Source organism: Bradyrhizobium sp. HKCCYLS2038 (assembly GCF_051167655.1).
GTDB lineage: Bacteria > Pseudomonadota > Alphaproteobacteria > Rhizobiales > Xanthobacteraceae > Bradyrhizobium.
In genome coordinates this window covers 103,950-116,429 of the sequence record NZ_JBNPTM010000008.1, presented here as the reverse complement: position 1 = coordinate 116,429, position 12,480 = coordinate 103,950, and the positions used below count along the sequence as shown (strand labels likewise).

General features: G+C 65.1%; 14 protein-coding genes. 7 read left to right on the top strand and 7 right to left on the bottom strand.

Features of this window, described 5'->3' with window-relative positions; translation table 11 throughout:
- Window positions 1-27 precede the first annotated feature (27 nt).
- The 3 genes from ACQR1I_RS29855 (at window position 28) to ACQR1I_RS29845 (ending at window position 1,426) form a co-directional block, all read left to right on the top strand.
- Window positions 28-453, top strand: a complete 426-nt coding sequence (locus ACQR1I_RS29855; RefSeq protein WP_434869663.1) for an Hsp20 family protein — start codon at window positions 28-30, stop codon at window positions 451-453.
- A 58-nt stretch (window positions 454-511) separates the two neighbouring features.
- Window positions 512-775: a DUF1150 family protein gene (locus tag ACQR1I_RS29850; protein WP_434869662.1), complete on the top strand. Its 264-nt coding sequence runs from the start codon at window positions 512-514 to the stop codon at window positions 773-775.
- A gap of 144 nt (window positions 776-919) precedes the next feature.
- Window positions 920-1,426 carry a GNAT family N-acetyltransferase gene (locus ACQR1I_RS29845; RefSeq protein WP_434869661.1) on the top strand — a complete coding sequence of 169 codons (507 nt, stop codon included), beginning with the start codon at window positions 920-922 and terminating at the stop codon, window positions 1,424-1,426.
- A gap of 19 nt (window positions 1,427-1,445) precedes the next feature.
- On the opposite strand, the gene ptsN is transcribed toward ACQR1I_RS29845, so the two are convergent.
- The 7 genes from ptsN to ACQR1I_RS29810 form a co-directional block, all read right to left on the bottom strand.
- A complete protein-coding gene (gene ptsN / locus ACQR1I_RS29840) occupies window positions 1,446-1,907 on the bottom strand; it encodes a PTS IIA-like nitrogen regulatory protein PtsN (RefSeq protein ID WP_008962742.1) in 462 nt (153 codons plus the stop codon).
- Between the two features lie 329 nt (window positions 1,908-2,236).
- Entirely contained in the window at window positions 2,237-2,839 is a 603-nt protein-coding gene (hpf, locus tag ACQR1I_RS29835) for a ribosome hibernation-promoting factor, HPF/YfiA family (protein ID WP_434869660.1), read from the bottom strand.
- 72 nt (window positions 2,840-2,911) lie between these two features.
- Window positions 2,912-4,549 carry an RNA polymerase factor sigma-54 gene (gene rpoN / locus ACQR1I_RS29830; RefSeq protein WP_434869659.1) on the bottom strand — a complete coding sequence of 546 codons (1,638 nt, stop codon included), beginning with the start codon at window positions 4,547-4,549 and terminating at the stop codon, window positions 2,912-2,914.
- Between the two features lie 204 nt (window positions 4,550-4,753).
- Window positions 4,754-5,788, bottom strand: a complete 1,035-nt coding sequence (gene lptB / locus ACQR1I_RS29825; protein ID WP_434869658.1) for an LPS export ABC transporter ATP-binding protein — start codon at window positions 5,786-5,788, stop codon at window positions 4,754-4,756.
- Between the two features lie 368 nt (window positions 5,789-6,156).
- Entirely contained in the window at window positions 6,157-6,855 is a 699-nt protein-coding gene (locus ACQR1I_RS29820; protein ID WP_434869657.1) for an LptA/OstA family protein, read from the bottom strand.
- A gap of 4 nt (window positions 6,856-6,859) precedes the next feature.
- Entirely contained in the window at window positions 6,860-7,558 is a 699-nt protein-coding gene (gene lptC, locus ACQR1I_RS29815) for an LPS export ABC transporter periplasmic protein LptC (RefSeq protein ID WP_434869656.1), read from the bottom strand.
- A 152-nt stretch (window positions 7,559-7,710) separates the two neighbouring features.
- On the bottom strand, window positions 7,711-8,325 hold the full coding sequence (locus tag ACQR1I_RS29810) for a ribonuclease D (RefSeq protein WP_434869655.1): 615 nt from the start codon (window positions 8,323-8,325) through the stop codon (window positions 7,711-7,713).
- A 443-nt stretch (window positions 8,326-8,768) separates the two neighbouring features.
- Here ACQR1I_RS29810 and ACQR1I_RS29805 point away from each other — a divergent pair, with 443 nt between their 5' ends.
- The 4 genes from ACQR1I_RS29805 (at window position 8,769) to ACQR1I_RS29790 (ending at window position 12,261) form a co-directional block, all read left to right on the top strand.
- Window positions 8,769-9,155, top strand: a complete 387-nt coding sequence (locus ACQR1I_RS29805) for a hypothetical protein (RefSeq protein WP_434869654.1) — start codon at window positions 8,769-8,771, stop codon at window positions 9,153-9,155.
- 239 nt (window positions 9,156-9,394) lie between these two features.
- Window positions 9,395-10,366, top strand: coding sequence for a TRAP transporter substrate-binding protein (locus ACQR1I_RS29800; RefSeq protein WP_434869653.1), 972 nt, complete (start codon window positions 9,395-9,397; stop codon window positions 10,364-10,366).
- A 66-nt stretch (window positions 10,367-10,432) separates the two neighbouring features.
- The gene (locus ACQR1I_RS29795) at window positions 10,433-10,978 is read left to right on the top strand and encodes a TRAP transporter small permease (RefSeq protein ID WP_434869652.1); all 546 of its coding nucleotides are present in this window, start codon (window positions 10,433-10,435) and stop codon (window positions 10,976-10,978) included.
- The gene (locus tag ACQR1I_RS29790; protein ID WP_434869651.1) at window positions 10,969-12,261 is read left to right on the top strand and encodes a TRAP transporter large permease; all 1,293 of its coding nucleotides are present in this window, start codon (window positions 10,969-10,971) and stop codon (window positions 12,259-12,261) included. Before ACQR1I_RS29795 ends, ACQR1I_RS29790 begins: the two co-directional genes overlap by 10 nt.
- The last annotated feature ends 219 nt before the right edge of the window (window positions 12,262-12,480 follow it).

The window sequence follows — 12,480 nt, the reverse complement described above, 5'->3', positions numbered from 1 at the left end:
AGTCGCTTCGAGAGGACTTTGTAAACCATGTCTCGTATTCCTTCGCTCTCCAGTCCGTTCCTGCTGGGCTTCGACGAGATCGAGCGCGTGCTCGACCGCGTCGTCAAAGGTGCCGACGGTTACCCGCCGTATAATATCGAGCGGTTCGAGCGCACCAATGGCCAGCCCGAGCGTCTTCGGATCACGCTGGCGGTGGCGGGTTTCACCCGTGACCAACTCGATGTCACCATTGAGGAAAACCAGCTCGTCATCCGCGGTCGCCAGCAGGACGACAAAACCCGGCAATACATTCATCGCGGCATCGCCGCGCGCCACTTCCAGCGCACTTTCGTGCTGGCGGAGGGAATGCATGTGCTGGGAGCGGACCTGAAGAACGGGTTGTTGTCGGTCGATCTGGCCAGGCCCGAGCCTGAGCGGATCGTTAAGACAATCGCTATCAATGAACACGAATAATGGTTTGATGGAACGAGTAGCGGACTCGACCGCTTGAGTCTCAGAAGGAGTCGAGACCATGACTGAGGGTAATGTTGCGTCGGAATCCAGCCTCTCCCTGGAGGCGCTGGCCACCCTGGGCGAGGGTCATATCGCTTATGTGAAGCAGATCCGCTCCGAAGACGTGCCGGACCTGTTTCCGCAGGCCCCGCGCATCGCGCCGGGATTGAAGCTGTTCGCGCTGCATGCCGCCGATGGCACGCCGATCATGCTCACCGACAGCCGTGAAGCCGCGATCGCGAACGCATGGAGCCAGGAGCTTCAGGCCGTGAGCGTGCACTGACCCACGAACGAAGCCGTGACGCTCGCGTGACGGCTTCTCGTGAGATACGCGCCTTATGAGAGCCATCCGGCTCATGCGATGATACGAGGGCGGTCCCCCGGACAAGGGGACGGCCCTTTTTTTTCATGTCGAGGCGATCACTGCATGACCTCGCTGCTCACGGCGCTCAGCGCCGCCGACCTGCGAACGGACACGGCGCTCGCGGCCTCACTGCTCGCGCTCAACAATGCGCACGCATCCGAGCTGTCATGGCTCATGCCAGACACCTTGACGCACCTGCTGGATCTCTCGCGTTTCGCCTGGCGGACGGGCGGAGCAGATGCGCTGATGATCGCGCTCGATGAGACCGCGCCCTACGACAACCCGAATCATCGCTGGTTCCGCGGCCGCTACGACCGCTTCGTGTATGTCGATCGCATCGTGGTGGCCCGGGCCGTCCGCGGCCGTGGCCTGGCGCGGCAGCTCTATGAGCAGCTGATTCGCGCAGCGAGTGCGGCCGGACACGACCGCATCGTCTGCGAGATCAATCTGGCTCCGCCCAATCCGCAGTCGGACGCATTTCACGCAGCGCTCGGCTTCGAGCCGGTCGGGACGAGTGAGATCCATGGCGGCACCAAGACGGTGCGCTACATGCTGCGACGATTGCGTTAGACGGAACGGGAGAGCCTGCTCAGGCCGCGGACGCCGGCGGCAGCGCCAGCACCGAATAGATCGCCTGTGCATCGCGCGACGCCCGGAGCTTCTTGGCGACGTCCTGGTCACGCAACAGGCGGGCGATTCGCGCCAGCGCCTTCAGATGGTCGGCACCGGCGCCTTCGGGGGCCAGGAGCAGGAACACCAGATCGACCGGCTGGCCGTCCATCGCCTCGAAATCGATCGGCCGCTCGAGCCTCGCAAACAGACCGAACAGCTTCTCCAGCTTCGGCAGCTTGCCATGGGGAATTGCGACGCCGTAACCGACTGCGGTGGTTCCGAGCTTTTCCCGCTGCAGCAGGACCTCGAACACGTTGCGCTCGTTCTGCCCGGTCAGCGCCGCCGCTCGCGCGGCCAGCTCCTGCAGTGCCTGCTTCTTACTGATGACCTTCAAAGCCGGCAGGATCGCCTCGGGTGCGACCAGATCGGTAATCGGCATAGGGCGTTCCGAGGTGATTGAACCGTCAGTGTGCGAAATAGGTCGGGACAGACCGGCGTCAAGAAGCTGAGGCGGCAAGCGGGCTTAACCCGTGTCCAATGCGAGGGGCTTCTACCCCAACGCAACGGCGGTGCCAACTCCCGCAAGCATGTTCCCCCTGCCTATCCTTAAGATCGCCGGAGCATGGCGGCCTGAAGGCGCCAACGCCCGGATCGGCCGATCGCACCACGGCCCTCGCCGTGGCGTGACGTCGCAATCGGTGCGTTCAAACACCTGATCAGGAACCTGATTTTCACGTCCCTCAGGGAACCCGAGGCGCGCCCGTATGACTACGGCTTGACCGCGGGCGGATCGACCCAGCCGATATTGCCATCGGCACGGCGGTAGATGATGTTCACGCGGCCGCTCGAGCCATGCTGAAAAACCATGCAGGGTGCCCCGGAAAGGTCCAGTTCCATCACCGCCTCGGAGACCGACAGCCGCTTCAGGGCGGTGGTGTTCTCGGCGATGATGACGGGGCTGTACCCGGTGATCTCCTCGTCGCCCTCGGCCGGCGCCTCGATCACATAGCTCGGCGCATCCAGCACCGCGCCATCGAGGCTCGCCAGCGCCGCGGTCGCCGCGTGCGACTTGCGGGCGGAACGGTCCTTGAGCCGGCTCTTGTAGCGGCGCAGCCGCTTTTCGATCATCAGGAGCGCCTGGTCGGCGCTGGCATAGGCGTCCGGTGCGTTCGATTCGGCCTCGAGCGTGATGCCGGAATCCAGGTGCAGGGCGCAATCCGTCTTGAACCCGAAGCCGTCCTTGGAGAGCGTGACGTGACCGGAATAATTGCCGTCGAAATATTTGCGCAAGACTTCGTCGGTGCGTTCGCTGACGCGCCCTCGCAGCGCTTCGCTGACGCTGATGCTTTTTCCGGAAATCCGCAGGGTCATGTGTCGCCTCGATTCATGTGAACCGGGTATGACACTAAGCCTATTTGGTTAAGGCGCAATCTTGAGCTGCGGTCAAACTGACGCGGTATCCCGGGTGCGGTCGGCACTGGCGGGCGCCGACAGGGCATGCGCCAGCATGCTCTGCTTGTCGCGGCGGCGTTGCACCGAGGACGGAATCCGCATCGCCTCCCGGTATTTCGCGACCGTGCGGCGTGCGATGTCGATGCCGGCGGCGCGCAGCTTCTCGACGATGGTGTCGTCCGAGAGAATTGCGGAGGCATCTTCCGCATCGATCAGCTGCTTGATGTGATGCCGCACCGCTTCCGCCGAATGCGCCTCGCCGCCATCGGCGGATGCAATCGAAGCGGTGAAGAAATATTTCAGCTCGAAAGTGCCGCGATTGGTCGCCATGTATTTGTTGGCGGTGACGCGTGACACCGTCGACTCGTGCATCTGGATCGCATCCGCAACCGCCTTCAGGTTCAGCGGACGGAGATGCGCGACACCATGGGTGAAGAAGCCGTCCTGCTGGCGCACGATCTCGGTCGCCACTTTCAGGATCGTGCGCGCGCGCTGATCGAGCGCGCGGACCAGCCACGTCGCATTCTGCAGGCAGTCGGTGAAGTAGGATTTGTCGCCGTCCTTGCGGATCGTCTTCGACAGCTCCGAGTAATAGCGCTGGTTCACCAGGACGCGCGGCAGCGTGTCGCTGTTGAGCTCGACCAGCCAGCCGCCATCGGGGCCCGGACGCACATAGACGTCGGGCACCATGGTCTGCGTGCGCGTCGTGCCGAATTTGAGGCCGGGCTTGGGATCGAGCCTTCGGATCTCGCCGATCATGTCGACGAGATCCTCGTCGTCGACGCCGCATAGCTTGCGCAGAGAAGCGAAGTCGCGCTTGGCGAGGAGATCGAGATGCTCGACCAGCGCCTGCATGGCCGGATCGTAGCGGTCGAGTTCGCGCAGCTGGATCGCGAGGCATTCGCTCAGGTTGCGCGCGCAGATGCCCGGCGGATCGAACGTCTGCAGCACGCCGAGCACGGCATCGACATCGGCCTGCTCGGCGCCGAGACGGTCGGCGGCCTGGGCGAGGTCGGCCGGCAGATAGCCGGCTTCGTCGACGAGATCGATCAGATACTGGCCGATCATGCGGTCGGCCGGCGTGGTGAAAGCGACGGCGGCCTGCTCGGCGAGATGATCCGACAGCGTCGTCTCGGCCGCAACGAAGGCTTCGAGATTGTAGTCCTCGTCACCGGAGGCGCCGCCGCCCCATTCGGTGTAGGTGGTGGGCGCGGCGTCCTGCGCAGTGCGCGCCGCCGCTTCCGCAGGCTCCTCGGAGAAGACGTTTTCGAGCCCGGAATCGAGCGTCTGTTCGATCTCCGTACGCGTGCCGAGATCGCGGCTCATCCAGTCTTCAGGCGCGCTCTCGTAGGTCTCGCCCGCACCACCAGCACCGTCGCCGAAATCTTCGCCACCGCCCTCGCCGGCCTCGGAGAATTCCGCGCGCTCCGACATCTGCTGCTCGCCGGCGACCGGCGCTTCCGGACCGTCGCTGGCGCGCTCCAGCAGCGGATTACGCTCCAGCTCTTCTTCTACGAATGTGGAGAGGTCGAGATTGGACAGCTGCAGCAGCTTGATCGCCTGCATCAGCTGCGGCGTCATCACCAGCGACTGCGACTGGCGGAATTCTAGTCTCTGCGTCAACGCCATGGGAGCAAGAACATTCCCTTACTGGTCCAATTCTTGCTTATCCTAATCTGCGCGCGATGTACACGTCTTGACGTATAAGAAAAACGGAGTATGGCGCTGCTGAGAAGACGAGGTTACCGGTCCGCACAAGGTGCCCGGGAAACAGCGTGAATCGCAGCGATTCCGTCGCTTGTCGTGCTGCCGACAAATCCCGCGTCGGTATTCCTACAACCTGAATTCCTCACCGAGATACAGCCGGCGCACGTCGGGATCGGCGACGATCTCCTCGGGGCTGCCTTCGGTGAGAATCTGTCCGGCATAGACGATGTAGGCGCGGTCGGTGAGACCGAGCGTCTCACGGACGTTATGGTCGGTGATCAGCACGCCGATGCCGCGGTTGGTGAGATGGCGCACCAGCTGCTGGATGTCGCCGACGGCGATCGGATCGATGCCGGCGAACGGCTCGTCGAGCAGCATGTAGTTCGGCCGTGTCGCCAGCGCGCGCGCGATCTCGACGCGGCGGCGCTCACCGCCAGACAGCGCGATCGACGGCGACTTGCGCAGCCGCGTGATGGTGAACTCCTCGAGCAACGCGTCGAGCTCGCGCTCGCGCTTCTTGCGCGAGGGCTCGACGACCTCGAGCACGGCGCGGATGTTCTGCTCCACAGTGAGGCCGCGGAAGATCGAGGCCTCCTGCGGCAGGTAGCCGATTCCCAGTCGCGCGCGCTGATACATCGGCAGCCGCGTGACGTCGTGGCCGTCGAGCTCGATGGCCCCGCGATCAGCCTTGATCAGCCCGGTGATCATGTAGAACACGGTGGTCTTGCCGGCGCCGTTCGGCCCGAGCAGGCCGACTGCCTCGCCACGGCGGACATAGATCGACACGCCGCGCACCACCTGGCGGCTGCCAAAGCTCTTCTCGATCGAATGCACCGCGAGGAAGCCCGGCCGGCGCAGCAGCTGCGGGCTGGCGACGGCGCCATTGTTGCGCGGCTTGGCCGGCACCGGCTGCGAGGACGGCCGCTTGCGCTGGATCTGCTCGGTGTTCTGCGGCGAGCGCGGATTGATGCGCATCGCGGGCTGCTGCTCGTTCCGCGTCGACTCGTTGCGCACGGAGTCGGCGAGCGCCGAGAGCGGATCGTCACTCATCGACGAGCTGAAGGGATCGTCCATGGCCGTGATGTCGTCGCGCCGCCGCGCCGAGCCGCGCTGGCCGCGCTTGGCGGGACGCCCACGAAACATGCCGAGTAGATCCACCATCCCCGTTTCGCTTACGCCCTTCGAGGCTGCCCGTCACCGGCCGCAGCGCTGGCTCGCCCGCTCACCGCGAGCGAACGCATCTCACGTGCCTCGCGGATCACTAGGACACACGAGGGCGGCCAAAGCGCGGGGGAGAGAGACCCGCGCTCCGGAGTTTATCGTCTGACGGCGAGGTCACGGTCGCCCCTCGGAAGAGGCGACCGATCGCGAGAAGCGCATCGGCGTCCGGCATCACTGTCTCGCAGGCCTGCAGCCGGGTCCCGGCGCCCCGTTGCTGCGGCCCTGCGACAGAACCGCCCGTTCGCTAGATAGAGGCAGCCGCGGCATCGTTCAACAGGAGCCGCAAGCGTTTCGCTAAATAACTGAGATCACTTCTGTTTGCTGGGAGCGAGCTGCAGTGGCCCGGCGCTGGCCGGAGCTGCGGCGGTCGACGGACCGCAGCCGCCGCCGCCATTCGTTCCCGCGCCCGCCTGAGGCAGCAACACCTGCACACCGCGGCCGCCATCGGATTCGACCCGCGACACGCCGGTGGTCATGTCCACGGTCAGGCGGTCGCCGCGCATGACGTTCTTGCACTGGGTCAGCACCACGCCGCCCTGCATCGTGATCATGTTGGTCTTGGTGTCGTAGACGGCGGTCTCGCCGGTCACGACCTGGTCCTTCTGCGTCACCTTGACGTCGCCGCGCGCCTCCATGCGGCGGATCGCCGAGCTGCCGTCGGGCCCTGGCGTCGCCGCCGGCGCGGCCTTGGCGGGCTTGGCGCCGGCACCGTTCTGCCCGCCATCATAGAACACGACCAGCGTCTTCGAGGTCATGGTGGTGTCGCCCTGCACCACCTTGACGTTGCCGGAGAAGGTCGCCTCCTTCTTCTTGTCGCGCATCTCCAGCGCGGCGGCCTCGATCTGGATCGGCTGGTCGCGGTTCTGCGAAAAGCCCTGCATGGCATTCGGCACGCCGGTGCCCTGGGCCCACAGCGCTCCGCCGGCGCAGGCCAGCACGGCCGTCGTCAGCGCGACGACACCGGCGGCGCGAATCGTTGTGGAAATGAAGCGGCACGTCGTCGTCATGGGATCACTTTGGGTTGCGGGCGGGACGAGCCTGATCGGCGCTCGCCGTCGCCGGAGCGGCATTCATGTTCTCGAGATTCATCACGACGTTGCCCTCAAAGCGGATGACCTCGCCATTGTCGGTGATGCGCAAGCGATCCGCAGAGAGCGTGCCGTTGGTCAGCTTGACGTCGACCCGCTCGTCCGAGGTGACGCTGCCCTTGGCCATGTCGACGAAGGCTCGGCTCAGCCGCGCCTCGTAGCCGGTCGAGGTCGTCAGCAGGATGTCCTTCCTCAGCTCGAGCTGCTGCTGCTTGGTATCGAACACGCCGGTGTTGGCCTTCAGGGTCACGACGGACTGATCCTCCATCAGCACCTTGGCGCGGAGGATGTTGAGCTCGACGTGATCGGTATCGGCAAGGTCCTGCACCGCGCTCTTGGCAACGAGATCATAGGGCCGCTGGTCCGGGGTGAAGCCGGTCAGATGCGGCGTCTCCATCGTGATCTTGCGGCCGGAGATGACGAGGTTGCCGGTCAAATTACCGGTGTCGATCGGCATGTGAAACGGATTCAACAGCGCAATGCCGATCACCACCGCCATCGCCAGTCCGACCGCTGCCGGCACCGCGATCCGCAACAGCCGCACGATGCGGCTGTGGCGCGCCGCCACCGCGAAGCGCGCCTGCAGGGTGGGATCATAGGCGGGGTTCTGGACCGAGTTCACCGGAGCTCCGACGGGCGCGGGACGCGCGCGAAACAGCGCTCATCCTATCATGGCCATGCCGGCCATTGCAGCCCGGAACTGTCGCGAAATCGCGACGCAGGGGCGACCGCAATCATTAAGAGAGATTAATGATCGTGAACGGCGCCGCGCCCTTACGAATGCGCAAAGATGTCCTCGGCCTCGAATCCGCCCAGATCGAGGATCGCGCGGTGCGGCAGGAACGCGAAACAGGCCTGCGCCACCGCCATCCGCCCTTCCCGCGCCAGCATCACATCGAGCTTCTCGCGCAGCGCATGCAGGTGCAGCACGTCGGAGGCGGCATAGGCGAGCTGCGGCTCGCTGAGCGCGTCGGCGCCCCAGTCGCTCGACTGCTGCTGCTTGGAGAGATCGACGTTGAGCAGTTCGCGGACGAGGTCCTTGAGGCCGTGGCGGTCGGTGTAGGTGCGCGCCAGCCGCGAGGCGATCTTGGTGCAGTAGACCGGCTGCGGCATCACGCCGAAGGTATGAAACAGCGTCGCGACGTCGAAGCGCGCGAAGTGGAAGATCTTGGTGATGGCGGGGTTGCCGAGCAGCGCCTTCAGGTTCGGCGCGTCGGTGTGTCCCTTGGGGATCTGCACCACGTCGGCCGAGCCGTCGCCGGGCGACAGCTGCACCACGCACAGCCGGTCGCGGTGCGGATTGAGCCCCATCGTCTCGGTGTCGATCGCGACCGATGAGGTGTAGCGGGAGAGATCGGGCAGGTCGCCGCGGTGCAGGCGTACGGTCATGGCTGTCAAACCCTCAGTCGAACCAGATGTCGGACGCGACGGGCCGGGGCGACGCCGCAGGAAGCGCTCGGAAACCGGCTGTAGCCCGGCGCTGGTAACGATCCGGCAAACGCGCCGGGCCGGCCCTCAAGAATCAGCCGAGGGATTGCCAGCCCGGCCGCCCGGATGCAAGGGCTGGCCGATGTGATCGCGCCACCCGCCCCGGCGTCTCCGCAGCAGCCAGAGCGTGCAGCACCGGACTGCCATCGATCGCTGCCGGCGCAATTGATCGGAGATGTTCGATGGACGGCGCATGGCGCGCGGCAAGCGACGAGAAAGCTTGGCCCGGCGCGGTGTCGCCGACTAACATCGGTTCGCGCCGGAACGGGAGGATGCTACCGACGGCAATTACAAATCGCAAGCGACGGCCGGCACCCGCCAGGCAGAGCGACGAGGACACCACCATGAAGCAGCTGCTGGAGCAGTTTGCCGAGGAGTTGATGCAGGACGACCTCCTGGTGCGCGTCGCCTGCGGTCTATGCGGGGTGATCCTGACGCCGATCGGGCTGCTGCTGCTCTACGGCTTCACGACGCGCGGGATCGAGAGACTGCCGATGCCGTGGCCCGTGGCGGCGCTCGCCGTCGCGGTGCTGCTCGTGCTGGGCCCCCTCTTGATCCTGCGCAGCGTGCTGTCGCGCCGGACGAAGCTCGGCAGCTTCGCCGAGCGCTACGCCACGCTCGGCTTCCTGCGCCGGCCGGACGATTTCACGGTCGGAATCATGCTGCCGGCGATCGCGCTCACGGTGCTGCTGCGCAGGCTCGGCGTCAAAGGCGAGCAGCTGGCCGACTAATCCTTTCGTAGGGATGAGACGGCGGACGAGCCGACCCGCATGTTTTGCGCTGCGGCGGATCGCGCCCGACCGATCGATGCAAGTCTTGCATTGATCGATGCCGCCTTTGGCTTTGACAGAAAATGCCCCTCGCCCTAGGCACGAGACTGGCGCTTGATCTAGCATCTGCAGTGGAGCGACCCAAGTCGGCCCGCAGAATTGCCCAACGACGACAAAATTCACAGGAGGAGAAAGCCCAGATGAAGACACTTTCCGCTATTGTTGCAGCCGCCGTTCTGGCGGTCTCATCGCCCCTGGCGATGGCGCGCGATTTCCGCTCGGCCGACGTGCATCCCGCCGACTATCCGACCGTCGAAGCCGTCAAGTTCATGGGCAAGCAGCTCTCCGAGGCGAGCGGCGGCAAGCTCGGCGTCAAGGTGTTCCCGAACGGCGCCCTCGGCTCCGAGAAGGACACCATCGAGCAGCTCAAGATCGGCGCGCTCGACATGATGCGGATCAACTCGTCGCCGCTGAACAATTTCGTGCCCGAGACTGTCGCGCTCTGCCTGCCCTTCGTGTTCCGCGACACCCAGCACATGCGCAACGTCCTGGACGGACCGATCGGCGACGAGATCCTGGCCGCCATGGAGCCTGCCGGCCTGATCGGCCTCGCCTACTACGACAGCGGCGCGCGCTCGATCTACACCGTCAAGGCGCCGGTCAAGTCGCTCGCCGACCTCAAGGGCCTGAAGATCCGCGTCCAGCAGTCCGACCTCTGGGTCGGCATGATCCAGAGTCTCGGCGCCAACGCGACCCCGATGCCCTATGGCGAGGTCTACACCGCGCTCAAGACCGGCCTGGTCGACGCCGCCGAGAACAACTGGCCGTCCTACGAATCCTCGCGTCATTTCGAGGCCGCCAAGTACTACAACATCACCGAGCACTCGCTGGCACCCGAAGTCCTCGTGATGTCCAAGAAGGTCTGGGACACGCTGAGCAAGGAGGACCAGGCGCTGGTCCGCAAGGCTGCCAAGGACTCCGTTCCGGTCATGCGCAAGCTCTGGGATGAGCGCGAGCAGAACTCCCGCAAGATCGTCGAGGCCGCGGGCGCCCAGGTCGTGACGATTGCCAACAAGCAGGAATTCGTCGACGCGATGAAGCCGGTCTACCAGAAGTTCGCCGGCGACGAGAAGCTCTCGAAGCTCGTCAAGCGCATCCAGGACACCAAGTAAGACAACAGTGACAGGCCCCGGCGTCGCCACGCGGCGGCGCCGGACACTGCACGGGAGGGGGAGGGAATGACAGATCCACATGTTGGAGACCACGAGCAGCAGGAGGGGCGCCCATCGACCGGCCCGCTGTCGCGGATCAACGCCGTCATCGCACGCCTGGGCATGTATCTGTCCGTCACCGGCCTGCTCGTCATCGTCACGATCGTCTTCTACCAGGTGTTCGGACGCTACGTTCTCAACTCCAGCCCGACCTGGACCGAGAATCTGGCGCTGGTCCTGATCCTCTACGTCACCCTGATCGGCGCCGCCGTCGGCGTCCGCGACGCCGGCCACATCGGCATGGACAGTCTGCTGGTGATGCTGCCGGACTCGACGCGTGAGAAGATCGAGCTCGTGATCCACGTGCTGGTCGCGCTGTTCGGTCTCGCGATGGCCTATAACGGCTGGATCCTCGGCGCCTCCGTCGGCACCGTGAAGATTCCCAATCTCGGCCTGCCCGAAGTCGTCCGCTACGTGCCGCTGGTCACCTCCGGCGTGCTGATCGTCTCCTTCTCAATCGAGCACATCATTGCTCTGCTGCGCGGCGAAGAGGTCGTCCCCTCATGGAACTAATCATTCTCGGCGCCACGTTCTTCGGCTTCCTGGTTCTCGGCGTCCCCGTCGCCTTCGCCATCGGTCTCTCGGCAATCTGCACCATCCTGTATGAAGGCCTGCCCGTCGCGGTGATCTTCCAGCAGATGATGTCGGGGATGAACATCTTCTCGTTCCTGGCCATCCCGTTCTTCGTCTTCAGCGGTGAGCTGATGCTGCATGGCGGCGTCGCCGACAAGATCGTGCAGCTCGCCAAGAACCTCGTCGGCCACATCCGCGGCGGCCTCGGCATGTCCAACGTCGTCGCCTGCACGCTGTTCGGCGGCGTCTCCGGCTCGCCGGTCGCCGACGTCTCGGCGATGGGCGCGGTGATGATCCCGATGATGAAGAAGGAAGGGTTCGACACCGACTACGCCGTCAACGTCACCACCCACGCCTCGCTGGTCGGCGCCCTGATGCCGACCAGCCACAACATGATCATCTATGCGCTTTCCGCCGGCGGCAAGGTGTCGATCGGCGCGCTGATCGCCGCGGGCCTGCTTCCGGCGCTGGTGCTGATGATCTGCATGCTGGTCGCCGCCTACGGCGTCGCAGTGAAGCGCGGCTATCCCGCCGGCAAGTTCCCGGGCTGGCCGGAGGTCTTCCGCTCGTTCGCAGCGGCGCTGCCGGGCCTCCTGATCGTCGGCATCATCCTGGCGGGCATCCTGTCCGGCGTCTTCACGGCCACCGAATCCGCGGCCGTCGCGGTCACCTACACGATCGTGCTGACGTTCTTCATCTACCGCACCATGACCCTGCAGAACTTCCTGCGCGCCGCCGCCAAGGCGGTGAAGACCACGGGCGTGGTGCTGCTGCTGATCGGCGTTTCCACCATGTTCCAGTACCTGATGGGACTGTACGAGGTGGCCGACTTCGCCGGCGACCTGATGAACAAGGTGTCGTCGCAGCCCTGGATGATCTTCCTGCTAATCAACGTCATCCTGTTCCTGCTCGGCACCTTCATGGACATGGCGGCCACCATCCTGATCTGCACGCCCATCTTCCTGCCGATCGCGATGAAGGCGGGCATGGATCCGGTGCAGTTCGGCATGCTGATGCTGATCAACTGCGCGCTCGGCCTCAACACCCCGCCGGTCGGCACCACCCAGTTCGTCGGCTGCGCCATCGGCGGCATCTCGGTCGGCGCGGTCATGCGCACCATCCTGCCGTTCTACGCCGCGCTGATCGCCGCGCTGATGTTCGTGACCTACGTCCCCGCCTTCTCGCTGTGGCTGCCGCGGCTGCTGATGGGATACAAGGGATAACGGAAGCCTGTTCGCCGGCCCTGGTTCGTAACCTCGGCCGGCGGACTGCACCTGAAACGGCCTACTTCGACAGCCGTATCCTCCGCTGTCGTCCCCGGACGATCCCGCCGACGCCACGCGTCGGCGGACGCAGATCCGGGACCCCGACCACCATCTTTCATGAGGCGGAACGTACCGCCTGCCGCTTCCCGAGACCACACGGTATATGTTCCCGTGCCG

Coding starts and splice junctions, on each gene's coding strand:
- ACQR1I_RS29855 (WP_434869663.1), top strand. CDS start 28: ATGTCTCGTATTCCTTCGCTCTCCAGTCCGTTCCTGCTGGGCTTCGAC.
- lptB (WP_434869658.1), bottom strand. CDS start 5,788: ATGGTGGATCTACTCGGCATGTTTCGTGGGCGTCCCGCCAAGCGCGGC.
- rpoN (WP_434869659.1), bottom strand. CDS start 4,549: ATGGCGTTGACGCAGAGACTAGAATTCCGCCAGTCGCAGTCGCTGGTG.
- ACQR1I_RS29795 (WP_434869652.1), top strand. CDS start 10,433: ATGACAGATCCACATGTTGGAGACCACGAGCAGCAGGAGGGGCGCCCA.
- ptsN (WP_008962742.1), bottom strand. CDS start 1,907: ATGCCGATTACCGATCTGGTCGCACCCGAGGCGATCCTGCCGGCTTTG.
- ACQR1I_RS29790 (WP_434869651.1), top strand. CDS start 10,969: ATGGAACTAATCATTCTCGGCGCCACGTTCTTCGGCTTCCTGGTTCTC.
- ACQR1I_RS29800 (WP_434869653.1), top strand. CDS start 9,395: ATGAAGACACTTTCCGCTATTGTTGCAGCCGCCGTTCTGGCGGTCTCA.
- hpf (WP_434869660.1), bottom strand. CDS start 2,839: ATGACCCTGCGGATTTCCGGAAAAAGCATCAGCGTCAGCGAAGCGCTG.
- ACQR1I_RS29820 (WP_434869657.1), bottom strand. CDS start 6,855: ATGACGACGACGTGCCGCTTCATTTCCACAACGATTCGCGCCGCCGGT.
- ACQR1I_RS29845 (WP_434869661.1), top strand. CDS start 920: ATGACCTCGCTGCTCACGGCGCTCAGCGCCGCCGACCTGCGAACGGAC.
- ACQR1I_RS29850 (WP_434869662.1), top strand. CDS start 512: ATGACTGAGGGTAATGTTGCGTCGGAATCCAGCCTCTCCCTGGAGGCG.
- ACQR1I_RS29805 (WP_434869654.1), top strand. CDS start 8,769: ATGAAGCAGCTGCTGGAGCAGTTTGCCGAGGAGTTGATGCAGGACGAC.
- ACQR1I_RS29810 (WP_434869655.1), bottom strand. CDS start 8,325: ATGACCGTACGCCTGCACCGCGGCGACCTGCCCGATCTCTCCCGCTAC.